This window comes from Nocardiopsis sp. LOL_012, from assembly GCF_048060475.1.
Classification (GTDB): domain Bacteria; phylum Actinomycetota; class Actinomycetes; order Streptosporangiales; family Streptosporangiaceae; genus Nocardiopsis.
Map to the genome: position 1 here is coordinate 173,949 of NZ_JBHMIV010000003.1, position 21,138 is coordinate 195,086.

Below are 21,138 nucleotides of genomic sequence, written 5' to 3' on the forward strand. Positions count from 1 at the left end.
GATCTTCCCGGTACCGCCGTCGCATTCTTCGTTTCGCCCCGGCCCCGACCGGGGCAGCCGGGCGGGGGCCGTCTCCCCGCCCGGCGGCGACTCAGCCCTCCTTGCTCTTGTCCACCCAGGCGGTGAGGGGCTGGCCCTGGATGGCGGCGGCCATCAGCTCCGGGAACAGGTCCGGGGTGCACGCGAAGGCCGGCACGTCCATCTCCGCGAGCGCGGCGGCGTTCTCCCGGTCGTAGAACGGCGCCCCCTCGTCGGACAGCGCCAACAGGACCACCACCTGTGTGCCCTGCGCCTTGAGCTGGGCGACCCGCTTGAGCATCTCCTCGCGGACACCGCCCTCGTACAGGTCGCTGATGAGCACGAAGATCGAGTCCCGGGGCTTGGTGATGAGCCCCTGGCAGTAGGCGATGGCCTTGTTGATGTGCGTGCCGCCGCCCAACTGGGTGCCGAACAATACCTCCACCGGGTCGGTGAGCTGCTCGGTCAGGTCCACCACCGCGGTGTCGAACACCACCAGCGACGTGCTCAGCGCCTTCATCGACGCCAGCACCGCGCCGAACACGCTCGCGTACACCACCGAGGAGGCCATGGAGCCGCTCTGGTCGATGGCCAGCACCACCTCCTTCTGCACCCCGCGGCTGCGGCGCCCGTACCCGACGAGGGTCTGGGGCACGATCGTGTTGTGCTCGGGCAGGTAGTGGGCCAGGTTGCGGCGGATCGTGGCGTTCCAGTCGATGTCGGCGGCGCGGCGCGGCCGGTGCGTGCGCGCCGAGCGGTCGATCGCCCCGCCCACGAGCGAACGCGTCTTCTGCGCCACCCGCCGCTCCAGGTCCTCCACGACCCCGCGCACCACGGCGCGGGCGGATTCGCGCGCCTGGTCCGGCATCACCTTGTTCAGGGACAGCAGCGTCCCCACCAGGTGCACGTCCGGTTCGACGGCCTCCATCATCTCCGGCTCCAGCAGGAGCTGGTGCAGCCCCAGCCGCTCCATGGCGTCCTTCTGCATGACCTGGACGACGGGGGTGGGGAAGTACTCGCGGATGTCGCCGAGCCAGCGGGCCACGCTCGGCGCGGAGCCGCCCAGGCCCGCGCCGCGCCGCGAGGATCTGCCGCCCCCGCCGTCGGCCCGGTTGTACAGGCTCTCCAGTGCGGCGTCCATGCCCTGGTCCCCCGTGCTGAGCCCCGACGGGCAGTGCCCCTCCCGGCCCAGCACCAGGCGCCAGCGGCGCTCCCTCTCGTCCACCGTGGTCACGGCTCGCTCCTTCCGTCGGTGAGGATGGCCAGGGCCGTGGCCAGGGCGGGCGCGGCCCGGTCGGTGTCCACGAGTCGGCGTTCGGGGCCGGTCTCGGGTCCCTCGCCGCCGCCGAGGCGGATGGCGGCGGCACCGATCTCGCGGCGTTCGGGGCCGTCGAAGGCGCCGAAGGTGCGGCGCAGCAGCGGCAGCACGGCCGTGAACCGCTCTTCGGGCAGCCCCAGCAGCCAGGCGTCGATCAGTCCGAGCAGTGTGGGGTCGTGCACCAGGATGAGCCCACTGCCCTGGAGGAAGCCCTCCAGCCAGGCGGCGGCCTCGGCGGGTTCGGTGCCCGGCGACATGGCGCGCCCCAGGCGTCGGCGCAGTTCGTCGGGTTCCAGACGGGAGGAGTCCAGCAGCATGCGGTTGACCCGGCCCGAGATCCGTCCGGGCAGGCCCTCGCGCGGCGCCAGGGACACCAGGGTCTCGGCCCACGCCCGTTCGCCCTCGCCGCCGAGCAGGTGCGCCGCGGCGTGCACGGCGTCGATCCGCTCGACGAACCGCGCCGCCGCCTCGTCGTCCAGCCCGTGCACGGCCGGGGCCAGCCCGACGCACACCCGGCGCAGGACCTGTTCGGCGACGGTGCGCAGCCGGGCGCCGTCGGTGCCGCGCACGTCGCCGTAGCGGGCCGAGCGGGCGAGCGGGGGCAGCGCCTCCATGAGGTGGGTGACGTCGCCGTCGGTGGCCGCCCGGTCGGTGAGCAGGGACAGCACCGGCGGCAGAGCCCGGTCCAGGTCGGCGTACAGGCACTGTTCGGTGAGGGCGGTGAGTTCGGGCAGTGTCGCCCCGGCCGCCGTGTCGACGGCCTTGGCGGCGGCCGCCGTAGCCACGGTGGTCCCCCACCGGCTGGCCTCGATGAGCGCCACGTCCAGGTCGGGCTCCCAGCGGATGCGCCACGACTCGCGGAAGGTGCCCTTCCCGCCGCTCTGGTCCCTGCGCGGGACACCCCAGTGGACGCCGAGCATCCTGAGCCGGTGCAGCAGGACGCTCCGTTCGCGCTGGGAGGCCGTGCGCAGGTCCAGGTCGAGGTCGCGGTCGAACGGCTCGGCCTTGAGGCGCAGCCGTTTGCGCGCGGCCATGGCGTCGCGTTGCAGCGGCACCATGGGGGTGGACGGTGGGACCGAGCCCATGCGCTCGCCGAGCGCCATCCGCCCGTGTACGAGCGCGGCGCGGGTCTGCTCGCCCTCGCACAGGACGGAGGTCAGGGCCTCGGACACCTCGTCGAGTCCGGCGAGCGGCCGACCGCGCAGTACCGCGAGGCTCTCGGCGAGCCGTACGCCCTCGATGACGTGGGAGGACGACACCTGCTGCCCCTCGTCGCGGAGCAGGCGGGCGGCGTCGGTCAACCACCGGTGCACCGGCCGGTCGGGGGCGGTGAACAGGTGGTGGTACCAGCCCGGGGAGGTGACGCCCGCCCCGTAGCCGCTGGCGGAGGCCAGGCGGCCGTGGGTCCACGGCACCCACGTGGCGGCGACCTTGACCTTGGGCAGGCCCTTGAGGAGTGCGGCGTCGCCGCTGGCCGTGTGGTCGGCGACGTCGCGCAGGGCGGGGGCGTGCCAGGCGCCGCACACGACGGCGACCCGCTGGTGCCCCTCCTTGAGGACGGCGCGCAGCACCTGGCGCATGTAGGCCTCGCGGCGCGCACCCCGGCCCGTCTCGGGTCCGGCCTCGGCGCGGACGGCGGCCATGGCGTCGGCGATGGCGGGGAACGGGGAGGGCTCCCCGTCGCGCCGCTGTTCGACGACGTCGTCCCACCAGCGCTCGGCGTCGTCGTATCCGGCGGCTTCGGCGAGGACGGCGAGGGGGTCGGCGCGCAGCCCCTCGGGGGCGGCCTCCTCCGTTTCGGGTCCGTCCTCGGGCTCCTCCTTGCCGGGTCCGTCCTGGCGCGCCTCCTCGGCGCGGGCGATGCGCTCGGCGAGGGTGTGGGCGGCGGGCAGGTCGCAGAAGCGCACCGGGACCCCGCTCGCCACGGCGTAGCTCAGCGCCTCCCACTCGGGGGAGAAGGCCGCGAACGGCCAGAACGCCCAGCCCTCGTTGGCGCGGCCGTCGGCCGTGCCCGCGCCCTTGCCCTTGGCGGTGTCGTCGGCGTAGGCGAGCAGTGCGACCGGCGGTTCCAGTTCGCCCACCAGGGGGGTGAGCCCGTCGGCCTCGGGCGGCCCCTCGATCAGCACGGCGTCGGGCTTGATCTCCTCCAGGGCGGCCCGGACGGCCCGGGCGGACCCCGGGCCGTGGTGGCGCACCCCCAGGACGTGCAGCCCGCTGGTGTCGGGTCGGGCCATCAGGCGCCCACCTCGCGGCACGCCTGGTAGAACTCGGTCCAGCCGTCGCGGCCGCGCGCGACGGTCTCCAGGTACTCGCGCCAGACCACGCCGTCGGAGACCCGGTCCTGGACGACGGCGCCCTGGATGCCGGCCGCCACGTCGGCGGGGCGCAGCGTTCCGTCGCCGAAGTGGGCGGCCAGCGCGATGCCGTTGGTGATCACCGAGATGGCCTCGGCCGTGCTGAGGGTGCCGCTGGGCGACTTGAGCTTGGTGCCGTCGTCCTCGGTGGCCCCCGAGCGCAGTTCGCGGAAGACGGTGACCACCCGCTGGATCTCGGTGAGGCTGGTGGGGACCTCGGGCAGGTCGAGGGCGCGGCCGAGCTGCTCCACGCGCTGGGTGACGATGCGCACCTCGTCCTCGGCGCTGTCGGGGACGGGCAGGACGACGGTGTTGAACCGGCGGCGCAGCGCGCTGGAGAGGTCGTTGACGCCGCGGTCGCGGTCGTTGGCGGTGGCGATGATGTTGAACCCGCGCTGGGCCTGTACCTCGATGCCCAGTTCGGCGACGGGCAGGGACTTCTCCGACAGGACGGTGATGAGCCCGTCCTGCACGTCGGAGGGCATGCGGGTGAGCTCCTCGATCCGGCCGATGGAGCCGCGCGCCATGGCGGTCATCACGGGGCTGGGCACGAGCGCCTGTTCGGAGGGGCCCTCGGCGAGCAGGCGCGCGTAGTTCCACCCGTAGCGGACGGCCTCCTCGGAGGTTCCGGCGGTGCCCTGCACCAGCAGGGTGGAGTCCCCGGCGACGGCGGCGGCCAGGTGCTCGGACAGCCAGGTCTTGGCGGTGCCGGGGACACCGATGAGCAGCAGGGCGCGGTCGGTGGCCAGGGTGGCGACGGCGACCTCGACGACCCGGCGGGAGCCGATGTACTTGGGGGTGATCTCGGTGCCGTCGTCCAGGGTGGTGCCCAGCAGGTACTGGGTGACCGCCCAGGGGGAGAGCTTCCAGCCGGGCGGGCGGGGGCGGTCGTCGGCCTTGGCCAGCGCCTCCAGTTCGGCGGCGTAGGTCTGTTCGGCGTGCGGTCGCAGGGCCTGACCGGAACCGGGCCGAAGGCCTCCGTTGAGGGTGGTGGAGGGCGACGGGCTGGCGTCGGTGCCGGTGGAGGGGGTGGTGCTGGTCAACGGAGCTCCTCGTGCATGTCGAGTCGGAAGCGCAGGGTGTCGCGCATGGCGGTGTAGGTGTGGTGGGACCCCACACGCGGAAGTTCTTCGGGCAGTTTCTCGCCGTATTCGGGCGGCAGGCGCAGGGCCGCGATATCGCACAGCATCCAGCGCAGGTCCCCGGCCCGGCCCTTGGTGTGCGCGGTCCCGGTGATACGGCCGCAGACGAGGTCGGCCGTCTTCTCGGACCAGGGGGTGCCGAGGTAGCCCACGATCTGGGCGAGGTCGGCGGAGCCGACGGCGTCGTCCGTGCCCTCGACGAGGCGTCTGCCGCGTTCCTGTTCCGGCAGCGCCGCCAGGAGGGTTCCCACGTGGGTCGTCCAGTCCCTCCCGGAGACCCAGTCGCTGAGCCTGCCGCCGCCTGCGAGGAGCAGGGCACGCGCCCACTCGGCGTCCCCCCGGAGCCCGACCGCGTTGACGAAGGCGCCCCACAGGCGGGGCTCGCGTGAGGTGCGGACCAGTACGGCGACGCCGCCCGGGTCGGTGTCGAACAGGGTGGTCCACGCGTCCAGGGGGGCGTGGGTGACCAGGGCCCAGCTCCGCTCGAAGAGCTCGTTGCGGCTCACCTTGGCCTTCGCGGGAGCCACGAGCGCCAGGTCGCGGAGGGCCTCGGTGCGCTCGCGCGGAACGGGGTCCACCAGCAGCGTCCCCCCTTCGCCCCTCCGCGCGTACTCGTGGACGTAGCCACGCAGGCGGTGGGCGTGCGCGCTGTCGGGCAGGCGGGTGAGCAGGGACAGCGCCGTGCCGCGCACGTTGGCGCTGCGGTCGTCGAGGGCGCGGTCGAGCAGGTCGGCGTCGCCGGGGCCGAGCCCGGTGGCGAAGGTGTCCAGGAGGGTGCGCCGCAGGTCGGCCCGGCCCAGTCCGGCCCAGACGGACTCCAGGCGCTCGCGGGCGGCGGCGGGGTCGGTGGCGCGCAGGGCGGCCAGGGCGCGGCGGCGCTCGGCGGGGGTGCCCTCCGTCCAGTCCCGTTCGGAGAAGGCGTCACCGGGCAGGGCCTCGGAGGTGAGGTAGGACCAGGCGGGGTTGTGCCGGGCCAGCCAGCGGCCGCGCTCACCGGCCACGGCGGCGATGGCGGGACGCAGACGGCTCTCGCGCGCGCCCTGGTCGAGCAGCGCGGGCATGCTCGCGGGGGGTACACCGCGTCCACGCGCGGCGACCAGGTCCAGCCACTCCGGCAACACGTCGGTCCTACCGTCCAGGATCATGGCCAGCCGGTGCGCTGCCGCTTCACCGAGGGGTTCGGGGACGGGCGCGTTGTCGGGGGCCACCGGGGCGGCGGTGGCCGGTGTGTACCCGGCGAGCCTGCGCACGGTGGCGAGGGCGGCGCGGTCCAGGAGGGCCCGGGCGCCGTCCGCGGCGGGGGTCGTCGGCAAGTCGGGGGTGTCGGGTACCGGACGCCGGGACGTGCCCGCCAGGGCGGCGGAGACCAGGCGGTCCCAGGAGTCGGCCGGGGGTTCGATGGTCACAGCGGGTGGACCCTTCCTTCTCGGTCCCACACGGTCATGGCGGTCAGCCCGTCGCGGGGGGACCACTCGGCCGCCACGGTGCAGGGGTGGCCGCCGGTGATCGCCAGGAGCGTCCACGGGGTGTCGGTGTCCAGGGGCAGGGCGGCGCCGTCGGCGTCGGCCAGGTGCCACCGGCCGTCGTGGGCGGGCACGGCACCGGTGAGCACCACGGGCCAGGTGTCCCGCCAGGGGTCGGCGGCGAGGGCGGCGGCGCAGGCGTCGAGCGCCTCGGCGATGGTGGTCCCCGTGGGCGGGGGCGCGGGGCGGGCCACCGTGTCGGCTGCGGGCACGGCCCGCTGCCCGTCCGGGTAGAACGCCAGATCGGCCTCGGTCTCGGTGCCGGACCGGAAGGGGGTGCGGGGCGCCTCCTGGGCGCGGGCGAAGCTCAGGAACAGGGCGGTGCGTCCCGTCTTCTCGCCGCGCAGCCACACCCGGCGGGCGGTCATCTGACCGTCCTCGGTGGGGGCGTCCCTCAGGCCGAGCACCCGCCAGGTGTCGCGGACCCGCTCCCCCTCGGCCAGGACCTCGTCGGCCTTGACGGCGATGCCGATCCTGGAGCGGACGGCGGCGCGCGTGTGCGCGTCGAGGGCGTCCCCGGCTCCGTGGGCGGACACCAGCAGGTGGAGCATGCTGAGCCGTTCGAGCAGGGTTTCGGGCCAGTGCGCGGACCGGACGGCGGCGGGGAGCGCGGCGACGGCGGAGGCAGCCGCCCCGGCCTTGGCGTCCACGAGGCGCTTGGCCATCCGGTCCCAGTGGTCGTAGCCGTGTTTGGGCGCCTCGGCGAGCCCGGCCTCGATCTGGTCGTCGAGCCAGAGGCGCAGTTCGCGCATGCCGCTCTCGACCGCCTCCTCACGGGCCTTCAGGGTGGCGGCGGCCCGCTTCGGGTCGGCGGGGGCGGTGGTGCCCTCCTCCGCCTTCTTCTGGCGTGCGGCGCGCCCGGAGAGCCAGTCGGCGACCCATGCGGGGCGTTCCTCCCGCGCGTGGACGTCTTCTTGCGCCCACAGCGCGAGCAGGGCCAGGACGTGTTTGCAGGGGATCTTGCGGCTGGGACAGCTGCACTTGTAGGCCGGACCCCCCGCACCGTCCAGGTGGACGGCGGCCAGGTAGGGCTTGGCGCCGCTGCCCTTGCACTCGCCCCAGACGGCGGAGGTCGTGCCCGTGGGGGCGGCGACGGTTCCGCTCTCGGGCCAGGAGGCGGGTTTGGCCACCTTGAGTGCGGCTTTGCGGGACGAGGGGTCCGGAGCCAGAGCCCAGACGTCGTCGGTACTCCATCGATCGCTCACGGAAGAGGACACTAGGGGTCGGGGACGACAGTCCCGTCACGGGTGCCGGGGCGGGGCGGGGGCCTCCTGCGGGAGCCCCCGTGGCCGAATCCGGCGGGGCGGAAAGGGAACGCCGCCTTCGGTTCTCGACGTATTCCCTCGCCTCCACGCGTATACCGCGCCGGAGAGGAGTCGGCCCGTGCTCTTCCTCGGCACGCGGTGAAGCGCGAAGGGAACGCCTCACCGGGCAGCCGTTCCGTCCTGTCTTCCGGTGTTCTCGTTTCCGCTCCCCGGACCGTGTCCCACTCCGTCCCGGCCCCGTCTCTCCCGACCGCTCTCCCCCACGGCGGGGGCGCGGCACCGCATCCGGCCTTCCGGTCGGCGGCTCTCCGAGAGGCCGTGCGCGGGGCCGTCGGTGCCCGCGTGGGAGCTGCGAAAACCGTCGTTCCCGTGTACCTCTAACACACCTTTCCGCCGCTGGCGACCGCCCTCTAAGCACATCCGAAGCCGAATGGCTATCCGGTGAAGCACGTGTCCTGCAAACCCAGACAAAACGGACCAAAGCCAGCCGAACACCTTCTGACCTGCGATAAGAAGGCTCCAGAACAAGGATGACACCGGCAGCGGTGCACCCGCCAGCAAGGCACACCGGTGATCACACTGATGACATCCCACCGAACCGACCCCATAGTGAAGGCGTCCGGAGAAAGAACATTTCCCGCCGATTCCCAAAGCCAGAGAAACGAATGTCGATCGCCCTCAAAAAGCCGCACAAAAAGGACCCAAAAGGGCGTCTCCGACTTTCCCCTCCAACTGATAAGACCCATGCACGCCTCCCTTCGAGGACGTGTTTTCCCGATGTGCGAAAAGGAATCAACGTGCGCACCATGACCCCCCGTTCCACTGACGGCTCCGAAACCACCGCCCCCCCCTTTCGGGACTGTCGCGGGTGGCCTCCCGTACCGCGCTGGCCGCGGCGATGGCCGCCGGCCTCACCCTCGGCGCGGTCGCCCCCGCCGCCGCCGACAGCCCCTACGAGCGCGGCCCCGACCCCACCACCTACAGCATCGAGGCCTCCAGCGGCCCCTTCGACATCGACGAGGAGAGAGTCTCCTCCCTCGTCTACGGCTTCGGCGGCGGCACCATCTACTACCCCGAGGACGACAGCCAGACCTACGGCGGCATCGTCATCACCCCCGGCTTCACAGCGTCGTCCGCGTCCTACGAGTGGCTCGGTGAGCGCCTGGCCTCCCACGGGTTCGTCGCCTTCAACATCGACACGAACACGCGCCTCGACCAGCCGGGCAGCCGCGGACGCCAGATCGAGGCCGCCCTGGACTACCTGGTCGAGGACAGCGACGTGGCCGACCTGGTCGACGAGGACCGCTTGGGCGCCGTGGGCCACTCCATGGGCGGCGGCGCCCTCGCCGCAGCCGACGCCCGACCCGACCTGCGCGCGATCGTGCCGATCACCCCCTGGCACACCCGGGACGACTGGGGCAGCATCACCGTCCCCACCATGATCATCAGCGCGGAGAACGACGTCATCGCACCCAACTACACGCACTCCGAGCCGTTCTACGACAGCCTGAACCCGAACCTGGAGCGCAGCTACCTGGAGCGCAGCTACCTGGAGCTGGCCGGCGAGGGGCGCCTCGTCCCGAACTTCCCCAACACACTGCTCGCCCGCAACACCATCGCCTGGCTGAAGGTGTTCGTGAACGAGGACGACCGCTACGAACAGTTCCTCTGCCCCGACCCCCAGCGCCGACGGCTTCTTCGGCGGCGACTACACCAACACCGACGGCACCTGCCCCTACATCTAGAACGGGCAGCCCGTGGCACACGGGTGAGGTGACACAGCGGCGGGCCGCACCACGCGGCCCGCCGCTTTCGTGTATTGGATTCCCGTGCATCCGGGGTTCGCCGGTCGCGACCGAAGCGCTCAGCCGTGGCGGCGGCACAAAGAACAGGAGAACTCATAGGTGTTTCCACCTGCTATCCCACACCTGAACTCGACAGTAAAGACTGCCGGTGGTTCCCCCGATTCGTGTTCACGACGCAGACACCATAGTGAAACACGAGGCGCATGAGATGCCCATCACAGGCCCTTTCACCAGGGCTGACAGATGGGCTCTACCCCCTGGCTCCTCATCCCGCACCCACAGAAAAGGAAACGACGTGCGAACGAAGAACACCCCCTCCTCCGAGGGTTCCGAGTCCGCCCTTCTCCCGCTGACCTCCCGTGTGGCCTCCCGCACCGCGCTGGCCGCGGCGATGGCCGCCGGCCTCACCCTCGGCGCGGTCGCCCCCGCCGCCGCCGACAGCCCCTACGAGCGCGGCCCCGACCCCACCTCCTCCAGCATCGAGGACTTCAGCGGCCCCTTCGACGTGGATGAGGACGACGTCTCCTCCTGGGCCGCCAGCGGCTTCGGCGGCGGCACCATCTACTACCCCGAGGACGACAGCCAGACCTACGGCGGCGTGGTCATCGCCCCCGGCTTCACCGCCACCTCCGGCATGTACGCCTGGCTGGGCGAGAGCCTGGCCTCCCACGGCTTCGTGGTCTTCACCATCGACACCAACACCACGTTCGACCAGCCGAACAGCCGCGGCCGCCAGATCGACGCCGCCCTGGACTACCTGGTCGAGGACAGCGACGTGGAGGACCTGGTCGACCCGGACCGCCTCGCCGCGATGGGCCACTCCATGGGCGGCGGCGGCACCCTCGCCGTGGCCGAGGACCGCCCCGAGCTGAAGGCCGCCATCCCCCTCACCCCCTGGCACACCGACAAGACCTGGGGCAGCGTCACCGTCCCCACCATGATCATCAGCGCGGAGAACGACACCATCGCGCCCAACTCCTCGCACACCGACCGGTTCTACAGGAGCCTGGACTCCGACCTCCCGCGCGCCCTGCGCGAGCTGGACGGCGCGGGCCACCTCGCTCCCAACTCCCGCAACAGCCTGATCCTGAGCAACAGCGTCTCCTGGCTGAAGGTGTTCGTGGACGAGGACGACCGCTACGAGCAGTTCCTCTGCCCCGTCCCCAGCACCGGCGGCTGGTTCGGCAGCGACTACTCCGAGGCCGAGGGCACCTGCCCCCTGATCTAAGGGGGGAGACCCCGCACCCGTCACACACGGGTGACCGCCCACAGGTGAGAACAGCGGCGGGCCGCACCACGCGGCCCGCCGCTTCCGCGTGTGCCCAGAGGGGTGTTCCGGTGCGCCCCAAGGAGAAGTGAACCCACGGGTAAAAACCACTGGTGGTTCCACGGATTCGTGGTCATGCACAAGAGGCCATAGTGAATCCCGTGACCGATGAGACGCCCGTCACAGACTCCTCCCGGGCGGATCATCGGGTCACCCACACATCACATGAACCAAGGCCGGGTGAGTCCACCGAAACGGCATCGGCGCCGCAGACCCACCCCGGCCCGAGCAACCCCATCCCCCACGGAGAAGGACACGACGTGCGCATCGACAACCCCCTGTCCTCTGACGGTTCCGACTCACCCCCTCTCTCCAAGGCGCCCCGGATCGCCGCCCGTACCGTGCTGGCCGCGGCGATGGCCGCCGGCCTCACCCTCGGCGCGGTCGCCCCCGCCGCCGCCGACAGCCCCTACGAGCGCGGCCCCGACCCCACCACCTACAGCATCGAGGCCTCCAGCGGCCCCTTCGACATCGACGAGGAGAGAGTCTCCTCCCTCGTCTACGGCTTCGGCGGCGGCACCATCTTCTACCCCGAGGACGACAGCCAGACCTACGGCGGCATCGTCATCGCCCCCGGCTACACCGAGTCCGCCTCCGTCATGAACTGGCTGGGCGAGTACCTGGCCTCCCACGGCTTCGTCGCCTTCAACATCGGTACCAACACCCGCTTCGACCAGCCGAACAGCCGCGGCCGCCAGATCGAGGCCGCCCTGGACTACCTGGTCGAGGACAGCGACGTGGCCCACCTCGTGGACGAGGACCGCCTCGCGGCCATGGGCCACTCCATGGGCGGCGGCGGCACCCTCGCCGCGGCCGAGGACCGCCCCGAACTCAAGGCCGCCATCCCCCTCACCCCCTGGCACACCGACAAGACCTGGGGCAGCGTCAGAGTCCCCACCATGATCATCGCCGCCGAGAACGACACCATCGCGCCCAACTACTCCCACTCCATCCCCTTCTACAACAGCCTGAACTGGGGCACCGAGCGGGCCTACGTGGAGCTCAACAACGAGGGCCACCTCGTCACCAGCAGCCGCAACACCGAACTCGCGACCAACAGCCTCTCCTGGCTGAAGGTGTTCGTGGACGAGGACGACCGCTACGAGCAGTTCCTCTGCCCCGCACCCAGCACTGGCTGGTTCTCGCCCTACTCCGACTACCGCGACTCCTGCCCCTACATCTAATCCGCAAGCGGGTATCCACCCCGCACGGATCCCCCTTCGGGAGTGACACAGCGGCGGGCCGCACCACGCGGCCCGCCGCTTCCGTGTGCCCCGGCCGAAGGTGAGAGGGAGAGGGCCTTTCCACTGGCCTACCCGTGAGTAAAGATCACTGGTGGTTACCCGGATTCGCGTTCACGTGACAGACACCATAGTGATACGCGAAGCGAATGAGACGCCCATCACAGGAACCTCTCCCCCCGAGAAGAGAACCGCTGGGCGATCACCGCCTCACACGAGTCGAAGCGGACTCACACTGCAAGGACCCTCCCCCGACGACCGCGGTCCCCCGCCCCCGGCCCGCAGATCCTTGTGACCCTTCACAGCGAAGGAATAGACGTGCGTATCACCACCCCCCCAGTGAACTCCCCCGAAGAGTCGACGGCCAAGCCCCTCTCCTGGGTCTCCCGTACCACTCTGGCCGCGGCGATGGCCGCCGGCCTCACCCTCGGCGCGGTCGCCCCCGCCGCCGCCGACAGCCCCTACGAGCGCGGCCCCGACCCCACCGAGTCCAGCGTCGAGAGCCTGCGCGGCCCCTTCGACGTCGACGAGACCTCCGTCTCCTCCTGGGCCGCCAGCGGCTTCGGCGGCGGCACCATCTTCGAGCCCGACACCGGCATCTTCGGCTCCGACGAGACCTACGGCGGCATCGTCATCGCCCCCGGGTACACCGCCAGCTCCTCCACCATGGAGTGGCTGGGCGAGGCCCTGGCCTCCCACGGCTTCGTCGCCTTCACCATCGACACCAACACCCGCTTCGACCAGCCGAACAGCCGCGGCCGCCAGATCGAGTCCGCCCTGGACTACCTGGTCCGCAACAGCGACGCGGTCGACCCGGACCGCCTGGCCGTGTCGGGCCACTCCATGGGCGGCGGCGGCACCCTCGCCGCGGCCGAGGACCGCCCCGAACTGAAGGCCGCCATCCCCCTCACCCCCTGGCACACCGACAAGACCTGGGGCAGCGTCAGAGTCCCCACCATGATCATCGGCGCCGAGAACGACGCCATCGCCTCGGTCCGATCGCACTCCATTCCGTTCTACAACAGCCTGAGCTACAACACCGAGCGGGCCTACGTGGAGCTGGACGGCGCGAGCCACTTCGCCCCGAACTACAACAACACCGCGATCGTGCGCAACAGCGTCTCCTGGCTGAAGGTGTTCGTGGACGAGGACGACCGCTACGAGCAGTTCCTCTGCCCCGGGCCCAGCACCGGCGGCGGCTGGTTCGGCGGTAGCGACTACTCCGACTACCGGGACTCCTGCCCCTTCATCTAGGGGTACGCAGGTCACCGCCCACACGTGAGAACAGCGGCGGGCCGCACACGCGGCCCGCCGCCTTCGTATGCGTGAAAACAGAAGAATGGAGGCAGGCGCACCCCTGAACGCCGAGATAAAGACGACAGGTGATTACACCGATTCGCGTTCACCGAAAGGACATCATAGTGAAACGTGACGTGAACGAGGCGCTTTCGATATACCTTCGAAATCGAAGAGGAAGCCTCTCCCCACGTCGACTGTAAGGACGCGGACCCGAAGAAAAAGGCCCCGAAAACGGGGCCCGACCCTCATTGTCCCCTTCGAACGAAGGAAAACATGCGTACCATCACCCCCCTGAACACCGATGACACGGGACACCCCCGCACCCCGCTCGCGTGGGTGTCCCGCACCGCGCTGGCCTCGGCGATGGCCGCCGGCCTCACCCTCGGCGCGGTCGCCCCCGCCGCCGCCGACAGCCCCTACGAGCGCGGCCCCGACCCCACCACCTCCAGCGTCGAGGACCTGGACGGCCCCTTCGCCATCGACGAGGAGAGCGTCTCCTCCTGGTCCGCCAGCGGCTTCGGCGGCGGCACCATCTTCTACCCCGAGGACGACAGCCAGACCTACGGCGGCGTGGTCATCGCCCCCGGGTACACCGCCAGCTCCTCCACCATGGAGTGGCTGGGCGAGAGCCTGGCCTCCCACGGCTTCGTCACCTTCACCATCGACACCAACACCCGCTACGACCAGCCGAACAGCCGCGGCCGCCAGATCGAGTCCGCCCTGGACTACCTGGTCGAGGACAGCGACGTCGCCGACCTGGTCGACGAGGACCGCCTGGCGGTCTCGGGCCACTCCATGGGCGGCGGCGGCACCCTCGCCGCGGCCGAGGACCGCCCCGAACTCAAGGCCGCCATCCCCCTCACCCCCTGGCACACCGACAAGACCTGGGGCAGCGTCACCGTCCCCACCATGATCATCGGCGCCGAGAACGACACCATCGCCTCGGTGAACTCGCACTCCATCCCGTTCTACAACAGCCTGAGCTACAACACCGAGCGGGCCTACGTGGAACTGGCCGGCGCGAGCCACTTCGCGCCCAACAGCGACAACGAGCAGATCCACCGCAACAGCCTCTCTTGGCTGAAGGTGTTCGTGGACGAGGACGACCGCTACGAGCAGTTCCTCTGCCCCGGGCCCAGCACCGGCTGGGGCTCGGACTACTCCGACTACCGCGAGTCCTGCCCCTTCATCTAGGCCGGGGGCGGGCCTCCGCCCTCCGCGCATGACCGATCAGAAGTGAGAACGGCGGTGGGCCGCACCTGCGGCCCGCCGCCCCTTCGTTTTCCCAAGGTTACCGGAGAGGAATTTCCTTGAGGTCAACGAGGAAGGAGTTCCATTCCGAGGACGTGAAACTGAGATGGCCGAGCCCCCGGTTCTGCGTATCCCGGACCTGGACTGCGCCGGGGGCCTCCTTCACCTCCACACAGAAGCGGTCACCCTGACTGTACGTGGATTTCTTCCAGCCGTTCACAGTTCTTCCCTCACTTCTTCTATCCTCTGCAACGAGGCATCGGGGGAAAGGGCCCATACCTGGAGCCTGCTGTAAGTCGCCTCCAGCCGCCGCACGACCGACTCCTCGTCCGTGACATGTTCGCCCGAAGAGTGCTCGGAAACGACCAAGGGACTTTGGTCACTAAAGTACACGAGCCAGAAGGCTCCCGCTGTCCAGGCGAAGTCGCGGATCCCCGAGGGGAGGACCTGGACGGTGACGGCCTCCTCCCGCGCCTCCGCGGCCAGCCGCTCCAACTGCCCGCGCATGACCTCGGCACCCCCCACGAGCCGGGTGAGGACGAACTCGGGGATGACCACGCTGACAACGAGTTCGGTGTTCTCTCGCAAGCGCTCCCGCCACTCCGTGCGCCCCGAGACCACCCGCTGGACGTGCTCCCTGTCGAGGGTCGTGGAGGCGTGCGAAGCGATCACCCGGGCGTACTCCTCGACTTGGAGGAACCCGGGAAGGACAAACGGGTGAAAATACCGCATTTCCGTACCTTCCCGAACATACTCATCCGGGTCGTAGTACCAGACCTTCCCGTTCTCCGAGCGCTCCACGTCCCGCCACATCCTGAGGAGGGCGCCGTTTGTACCGAACTCGCGGTCCAGAGCCTCCACAATTCCGACATTGGGCACCCGTACCGCCCGTTCGATCTTGCTGTGGTAGGTCGCGGAGTAGGACGTCATCCGAGACAGCCGATCCAGTGAAAGGTTGCCCTGCGTGCGCAAACGCCGAACGTGCTTGCCGAACTCCACCCACGCCGGCTTCAGTCGGTCCACCATGTACCGACCATGGCAACGAATCAGTACCGACAGGTACAGAACTGCCCAGAGCGTAACCTCTTTGTATCCTCCCTTTCCACGAGAGCTCTCCCGGTGCGAACCTCACTACATGACCACCACAAGCACTCCGAGGAAAAAGGGCACGTCTTCAGAGGTCACTCAAGGGAACTTCTTCACTACTAAAAGCCATAATTCGGGCCAGGCGGTGGCCATGCCCTCCACCGCTCCCCCGGCCCGCGCCGTGACGGCGCCATGAGGCCCGCCCACACGGCCCGGGACCGGGCCCTCAAGGAGCTGTACGCCGCCCTCCGGCGCGCCGGTGCCCCGGAGGCCGTGCTCGACCTCTACAACGACCCGGCGGTGTACACGCGGGACACCCGCACCAGGGTCAGGGGCCAGTACTTCCTCACCTCCAGGACCGCCCACGGGGGCGCGATCCTGGAGACGGGGTCGGTCCCGGTCCACAACACCGAGGCCGCCGTCCGCCTGGTCCTGGAGATGGCCTCGGCCGCGGGCCCCCGCTCGGCCTGACGCGGGCACCCCGCCCACGGTCGGCGGCCCGGGGACGAGGTGCCCCCGGACCGCACGCACGGCGAAGGGCCGGTGCCCCAGTGGGGACACCGGCCCTCGCCACCTCAGAGTGTGCCCGCAGGCACCGAGAGGAACCGCTAGTCGTGGAAGACCAGCTCGCTCGGGGCGAGCTCCGTGAAGTCGGTCTCCTCGATCGGACCGCCGGCGTTGTCGGTGATCCGGGTCTCCTGGATCATCTCGATGTCGCCGCCGGCCTGGTACTGGACGACGTAGACGCCCTGGTGGCCGCCGCGGTCGTCCTCGCTGGAGGTGAACGGCACGGGGCTCGGGCCCTGCCACTCGATGGTGTGCAGGGTGTCGATCAGGGCCTGGCGGTCCAGGTCCTCACCGGCTTCCAGCAGCGCCTGGGAGAACATGACGGCCTGCGTCATGCCGAACACGTGCGTGTTGGTGAGGACCTCGCTGTCGTCCTCGCGGTAGTCCTCCCAGACCTGGATGAAGAACTGCGCCCACTCGTCCTCGGGGTCCTCGATACGCGGCATGTAGCTGGTGATGATCAGACCGTCGAGGAAGGCGTCGGCGGCCTCGCCCTCGACCGCGCCGTCGGAGAAGGCGGCGAGCATGCCCTGCAGGGTCCGGGTGTCACCACCGATGCTGGAGACCACCCACTGCGGGTCGTACTCCATGGCGGAGGCGGTCAGCATCGCGTTGGCCATGAAGGCCGGGATGCAGGAGCACACCACGACCTCGGCCTCGGCCGCCTGGAGGGCGGCGATCTGTGCCGAGATGTCGGTCACGGAGGACTCGTAGTGCTCGCGGGCCACGACCTCGTCGGTGAGGTACTGGTCGAGGCCGGCCTGGGAGTCCGTGCCGACGTCGTCGTTCTGGTAGAAGAAGCCGACGTTCTGGCCGGGGAAGTTCTCCGCGATGTACTGGCCCTGGACCTTGGCCTCCTTGGTGTAGTCCGTCTGCCACCCGTAGGTGAGCGGGTACTCCTCGGGGCTGTTCCAGATCAGGGCGCCGGAGGCCGGGAAGACGTCCGGGATGCCCTCGTCGTTCAGGTAGTCGAGCACACCCGAGTGGGTCGGGGTGCCCAGACCGCCGAACATCGCGAAGATCTCTTCGTCGACCAGCTCACGGGTCACGTCGATCGTCTGCGCGGGGTCGTAGGCGTCGTCCTTGACCACGTAGTCGATCTGGCGCCCGTTCACGCCGCCCTGCTCGTTGACGTAGTCGAAGACCGCCTGGGCACCGCGGGAGATCGGGCTGTAGCCGGAGGCGGCCACACCGGTCAGCGGCTGGTGCGAGCCGATGGTGATCGTGTCCTCGGTGACACCAGTGGCCACGGCCAGGTCGGCGTCCTCTCCCTCGGTCACCTCTCCGGCGCCTTGACAGGCCGTGGCCATGAGGGCCAGGGCCAGGGTCGCCGCGGCGACCGGTGTTCCTCTGCGAATACGCATGGTGCTCTCCTTTTTCAGGGGGTTATCGAGAGGTCTTGCTGAGCCGACGCTGGGCGGCCAGCCGTTGGAAGATGCCCTGGATTCCCAACGGCCAGAACCGCAGGACCAGGATGAGGATGATGCCGAAGAACACGAGCGGAAGGTTGTTCTCGACGTTGCTGTTCATTTCGAAGAGACCCGCCAGATCGGATACCCAGAGCTCCAGGTAGACGACGGCCAGGGCCGCCCACAGGGCGCCCCACATGCTCCCGACCCCGCCGAGGACGAGGACGGCGAGCAGGGTCAGGGACAGAGCGAGCGTGAAGATGCTCGGTGTCGCGGTGCCCAGCACGTAGATCTGCAGGGCACCGGCCAGCCCGCCCGCGGTGGAGGCGATGACGAACGCGGCCACCTTGGTGGAGCCCACGGGCACACCGGCCATGGCCGCGGCGGTCTCGTCGTCGCGGACGGAGCGCATCCGGCGGCCGAGGCGGCCACCGGAGATCGTCGCCAGTACGACGAGGGCCAGCAGCACGACCGTCCACACGACGATCGACGTCCACTGCTCGTCACTGACGAGGTTCTCAAGGCCCGGAGGGGCACCCGCGACGCGGATGCGCAGGCCGTTGCTGCCTCCGAGCACATCGTGGTAGCGGTGCGCCAGGCCGGGCAGGCCCACGGCCAGGATCAGTGTGGCACCGGCCAGGTAGGGGCCGTGCAGGCGGGCCGTGGCCGCGCCGACCAGCAGACCGGCCAACGCCGAGACGACGACCACGATCAGCAGGTTGGCCGCCAGCGGCAGCATCGGCAGGTGCAGGACGAGCAGCGCCATGCTGTAGGCGCCGATCATCATGAACGCGCCGTGGCCGAGGGAGACCTGGCCGCTGCCGCCGACCAGGAGCTGGAGCCCGGCGATCGCCAGCAGCGTGTACCCGACCGCCGCGTAGCGCAGCGAGGACAGGTCACTGGAGAACAGCATCAGTCCGCTGATCGCGGTGAGCGCGAGTGCGGCCAGCAGCAGGTTCCGCACGGGAGAGGGGATCCGCTTCCAGAAGCCGACCTTGGGGGACGCCGGAGGCGAACCCTGGGAGGTGGGAGCTGTAGCGCCTTCGGCGCGCTCCCGGGTGGATGAGGACACGGCTACACCTTTCGCGCTTTCGGGCGGGACAGGATGCCGTCGGGACGGACGCTCAGCACGAGGACCACGACGGCGAGGGCGGCGAGAGTGGCGACTTCGGGACCGACGTAGCCGCTCACGTAGGACATGGCCAGACCCATGAGGAGGCCGCCGAGGATGGCACCGAACGGGCTGTCCAGGCCACCGATCACCGCGGCGGTGATCGCGAAGACGAACACGAGGTCGAACGAGTGCGGGGAGAGGAACGGCGGACCGGCGAGCATGCCGGCGAGGGCGCCGATCGTGGAGGCGATCACCCACCCGGCGGTGAGCATCAGGCCGACCTTCACACCGCTGAGCCTGGCGGCCTCGGGACGAAACGCCGCGGCGCGCATCCGCAGGCCGAGCGGGCTGAACCGGTAGAGGACGAACACCAGGACCGCCACGACGGCGATCGAGGCCACCGCGAAGACGTCTGCCGGGGAGAAGTCGCCCTTGTAGTCGAAGGCGTACCGGAGGCCGTGCTCCTGGCTGCCCCAGATCATCCCGATCACGCCTTGGATCACCAGGAGTAGGCCGAGGGTGACGATGATCGCGTTGAGTTCGGACTTGCTGGCGATCGGGCGGATGACCACCCGCTCGACGAGCGCACCCGCCAGGGCGCCGGCGACGAGCGCGGCACCGAAGCCGAGCCAGTAGCTGTCGGTGGCCTGGATGACGGCGAAGGCGGTGTAGGCGGACACCAGGGCGAAGGCCGGCTGGGCGAAGTTCACCAGGCGGGTGGCCTGGAAGATGATGACCAGGGACAGCGCAAGCGCCGCGTAGACGGCTCCGCTCGACAGCCCGTTGTAGGTCAGGTCGAGAAACTTTTCCATGGGGGTCTCCTCAGAAACCGAGGTAGGCGTGGCGCGTGCGCTCGTCGGAGAGGAGTTCGTCCGAGGCCCCGCTGACGGCCACCTTGCCCTGGTTCAGGACGAACCCGTGCTCGGTGGTCGCCAGAGCGCCGGCGGCGTTCTGCTCGACGAGGACGACGGTGAGTCCGGAACTCTTCCGCAGGTCGCGCAGGAGATCGAAGATCTGCTGCGTGATCAGCGGCGCCAGACCGAGGGAGGGCTCGTCCAGGAGGAGCACCTTGGGTTTGGCCATGAGCGCGCGGCCGATGGCGAGCATCTGGCGCTCACCGCCGGAGAGGGTGCTCGACGGGCGTTTGCGGCGCTCCGCCAGCGGGGGGAAGAGCTCCAGGACCTCCGCCATGGTCTTCTTGTCGGTGCGGGAGGAGCGCCACAGGCCGCCCAGCCGCAGGTTCTCCTCCACGGTGAGTTCGGCGATGACGCCGCCGCCCTCGGGGACGTGGGCCATGCCGCGGGTGATGACCCTCTCGGCGGGCAGGCGCGTGATGTCCTCCCCTTCGAGCAGGACCTTCCCGGAGGAGACCTTGTGCAGCCCGGACAGGGCGCGCAGCAGGGTGGTCTTGCCCGCGCCGTTGGCGCCGAGGACCGCGCACATGCCCTCGGGGGGCACGGAGAGCGTGATCCCGTGGAGGGCCTGGACCGGGCCGTAGTGGACGTCGAGGTCCTCGACCTGGAGGATCGGTTCGGTGCTCATCGGGTGCCTCCGTCCGCGGCCGGCTCGCCGAGGTAGGCGCGGGTGACGGCCGGGTCGGCCTGGACCTGCTCGGGGGTGCCGGTGGAGATGACCTGGCCGAAGTTGAGCACCACGATGTGGTCGCACACCTTCATCACCAGGTCCATGTGGTGCTCGACCAGGACGACGGCCATGTCGTTGCTGAAGCCGCGGATCTGGTCGGCGAGGTTGTCCAACTGCTGCTCGGACAGGCCGCTGGCCGGCTCGTCGAGCAGGAGCAGTTCGGGGTCTCCGACGCAGGCGCGGGCCAGGGCGACCTGCTTCTGGATGCCGTAGGGGAGCATGCCGGGGAAGTGGTGGGCGAACTCGGCGATGCCGAAGCGCTGGAGGGTCGCGTAGGCCTTCTCGCGGATCACGCACTCGTCCCGGTGGTGGCCGAGCAGGCCGGTGACCATGGACAGGGCGCCGCCCTTGGCCAGGCGGTCGGCCCCGGCGATCACGTTCTCCAAGACCGTCATCATGGGGAAGAGGTTCAGGCCCTGGAAGGTACGGGCGATCCCGGCACGCGCCAGGCGGTGCGGACCGGTCTTGCCGGTGCGCTTGCCCTTCCAGGTGATGGTCCCCTCGGTGGGCTTGAGCACACCGGACAGGACGTTGAACAGGGTGGTCTTCCCGGCTCCGTTGGGGCCGATGAGCCCGACGACGGTCCCAGGCGCGACCTGGATTCCGACATCGTCGAGGGCCGTCAGCCCGCCGAAGCGCATGGTCACCCCCTCCGCCTTCAGGAGGTGGCCGCCTGTGGTCGTTGTCATGACTGCCTTTCTCGAGGGTGCTGACCGGAATTACCGTACCGACCAGTTGGTATGGTCCAGTTGGTAGGGAGGGTGCCCTGACCACC

18 protein-coding genes are annotated in these 21,138 nt (G+C 70.3%); 6 read left to right on the forward strand and 12 right to left on the reverse strand.

Annotation, left to right across the window (positions count from 1 at the left end; genetic code table 11):
• Window positions 1-91: 91 nt before the first annotated feature.
• Genes ACFHWE_RS03385 through ACFHWE_RS03405 form a run of 5 tightly spaced genes read right to left on the reverse strand, consistent with a single transcriptional unit; the run spans window position 92 to window position 7,485 of the window.
• Window positions 92-1,252, reverse strand: a complete 1,161-nt coding sequence (locus tag ACFHWE_RS03385) for a VWA domain-containing protein (RefSeq protein ID WP_416599088.1) — start codon at window positions 1,250-1,252, stop codon at window positions 92-94.
• A complete protein-coding gene (locus ACFHWE_RS03390) occupies window positions 1,249-3,570 on the reverse strand; it encodes a DUF5682 family protein (RefSeq protein ID WP_416599089.1) in 2,322 nt (773 codons plus the stop codon). Before ACFHWE_RS03390 ends, ACFHWE_RS03385 begins: the two co-directional genes overlap by 4 nt.
• Entirely contained in the window at window positions 3,570-4,733 is a 1,164-nt protein-coding gene (locus tag ACFHWE_RS03395; protein ID WP_416599091.1) for an ATP-binding protein, read from the reverse strand. Before ACFHWE_RS03395 ends, ACFHWE_RS03390 begins: the two co-directional genes overlap by 1 nt.
• Window positions 4,730-6,238: a DUF5691 domain-containing protein gene (locus ACFHWE_RS03400; protein WP_416599092.1), complete on the reverse strand. Its 1,509-nt coding sequence runs from the start codon at window positions 6,236-6,238 to the stop codon at window positions 4,730-4,732. Before ACFHWE_RS03400 ends, ACFHWE_RS03395 begins: the two co-directional genes overlap by 4 nt.
• On the reverse strand, window positions 6,235-7,485 hold the full coding sequence (locus ACFHWE_RS03405; RefSeq protein ID WP_416599121.1) for an SWIM zinc finger family protein: 1,251 nt from the start codon (window positions 7,483-7,485) through the stop codon (window positions 6,235-6,237). Before ACFHWE_RS03405 ends, ACFHWE_RS03400 begins: the two co-directional genes overlap by 4 nt.
• Before the next feature lie 1,003 nt (window positions 7,486-8,488).
• On the opposite strand from ACFHWE_RS03405, the gene ACFHWE_RS03410 reads away from it, so the two are divergent.
• From ACFHWE_RS03410 to ACFHWE_RS03430, 5 genes are all read left to right on the forward strand, one after another.
• Entirely contained in the window at window positions 8,489-9,397 is a 909-nt protein-coding gene (locus ACFHWE_RS03410) for an alpha/beta hydrolase family protein (protein ID WP_416599093.1), read from the forward strand.
• A gap of 323 nt (window positions 9,398-9,720) precedes the next feature.
• The gene (locus ACFHWE_RS03415; RefSeq protein WP_416599094.1) at window positions 9,721-10,653 is read left to right on the forward strand and encodes an alpha/beta hydrolase family protein; all 933 of its coding nucleotides are present in this window, start codon (window positions 9,721-9,723) and stop codon (window positions 10,651-10,653) included.
• 359 nt (window positions 10,654-11,012) lie between these two features.
• Window positions 11,013-11,936, forward strand: a complete 924-nt coding sequence (locus ACFHWE_RS03420) for an alpha/beta hydrolase family protein (protein ID WP_416599095.1) — start codon at window positions 11,013-11,015, stop codon at window positions 11,934-11,936.
• 375 nt (window positions 11,937-12,311) lie between these two features.
• The gene (locus ACFHWE_RS03425) at window positions 12,312-13,247 is read left to right on the forward strand and encodes an alpha/beta hydrolase family protein (RefSeq protein ID WP_416599096.1); all 936 of its coding nucleotides are present in this window, start codon (window positions 12,312-12,314) and stop codon (window positions 13,245-13,247) included.
• Window positions 13,248-13,565: 318 nt separating this feature from the next.
• Complete coding sequence (locus ACFHWE_RS03430; RefSeq protein WP_416599097.1) at window positions 13,566-14,486, forward strand: alpha/beta hydrolase family protein; 921 nt, start codon at window positions 13,566-13,568, stop codon at window positions 14,484-14,486.
• Window positions 14,487-14,583: 97 nt separating this feature from the next.
• Here ACFHWE_RS03430 and ACFHWE_RS03435 read toward each other — a convergent pair whose 3' ends face one another.
• Window positions 14,584-14,820, reverse strand: a complete 237-nt coding sequence (locus tag ACFHWE_RS03435; RefSeq protein ID WP_416599098.1) for a DUF397 domain-containing protein — start codon at window positions 14,818-14,820, stop codon at window positions 14,584-14,586.
• A complete protein-coding gene (locus ACFHWE_RS03440) occupies window positions 14,760-15,569 on the reverse strand; it encodes a helix-turn-helix domain-containing protein (protein WP_416599099.1) in 810 nt (269 codons plus the stop codon). The genes ACFHWE_RS03435 and ACFHWE_RS03440 overlap by 61 nt, the downstream gene beginning before the upstream one ends.
• Before the next feature lie 252 nt (window positions 15,570-15,821).
• Here ACFHWE_RS03440 and ACFHWE_RS03445 point away from each other — a divergent pair, with 252 nt between their 5' ends.
• Window positions 15,822-16,100: a hypothetical protein gene (locus ACFHWE_RS03445; protein ID WP_416599100.1), complete on the forward strand. Its 279-nt coding sequence runs from the start codon at window positions 15,822-15,824 to the stop codon at window positions 16,098-16,100.
• 137 nt (window positions 16,101-16,237) lie between these two features.
• Here the strand turns inward: ACFHWE_RS03445 and ACFHWE_RS03450 are convergent, their stop codons facing one another.
• The 5 genes from ACFHWE_RS03450 to ACFHWE_RS03470 are packed head-to-tail and all read right to left on the reverse strand — an operon-like array spanning window position 16,238 to window position 21,052.
• Window positions 16,238-17,560: an ABC transporter substrate-binding protein gene (locus ACFHWE_RS03450; protein WP_416599101.1), complete on the reverse strand. Its 1,323-nt coding sequence runs from the start codon at window positions 17,558-17,560 to the stop codon at window positions 16,238-16,240.
• A 22-nt stretch (window positions 17,561-17,582) separates the two neighbouring features.
• The gene (locus ACFHWE_RS03455) at window positions 17,583-18,677 is read right to left on the reverse strand and encodes a branched-chain amino acid ABC transporter permease (RefSeq protein WP_416599102.1); all 1,095 of its coding nucleotides are present in this window, start codon (window positions 18,675-18,677) and stop codon (window positions 17,583-17,585) included.
• A gap of 2 nt (window positions 18,678-18,679) precedes the next feature.
• A complete protein-coding gene (locus ACFHWE_RS03460; RefSeq protein ID WP_416599103.1) occupies window positions 18,680-19,531 on the reverse strand; it encodes a branched-chain amino acid ABC transporter permease in 852 nt (283 codons plus the stop codon).
• Between the two features lie 10 nt (window positions 19,532-19,541).
• Window positions 19,542-20,261 (reverse strand): ABC transporter ATP-binding protein, encoded by a 720-nt coding sequence (locus ACFHWE_RS03465; protein ID WP_416599104.1) that lies wholly within the window; start codon window positions 20,259-20,261, stop codon window positions 19,542-19,544.
• The gene (locus ACFHWE_RS03470; protein WP_416599105.1) at window positions 20,258-21,052 is read right to left on the reverse strand and encodes an ABC transporter ATP-binding protein; all 795 of its coding nucleotides are present in this window, start codon (window positions 21,050-21,052) and stop codon (window positions 20,258-20,260) included. Before ACFHWE_RS03470 ends, ACFHWE_RS03465 begins: the two co-directional genes overlap by 4 nt.
• Window positions 21,053-21,138: the final 86 nt, after the last annotated feature.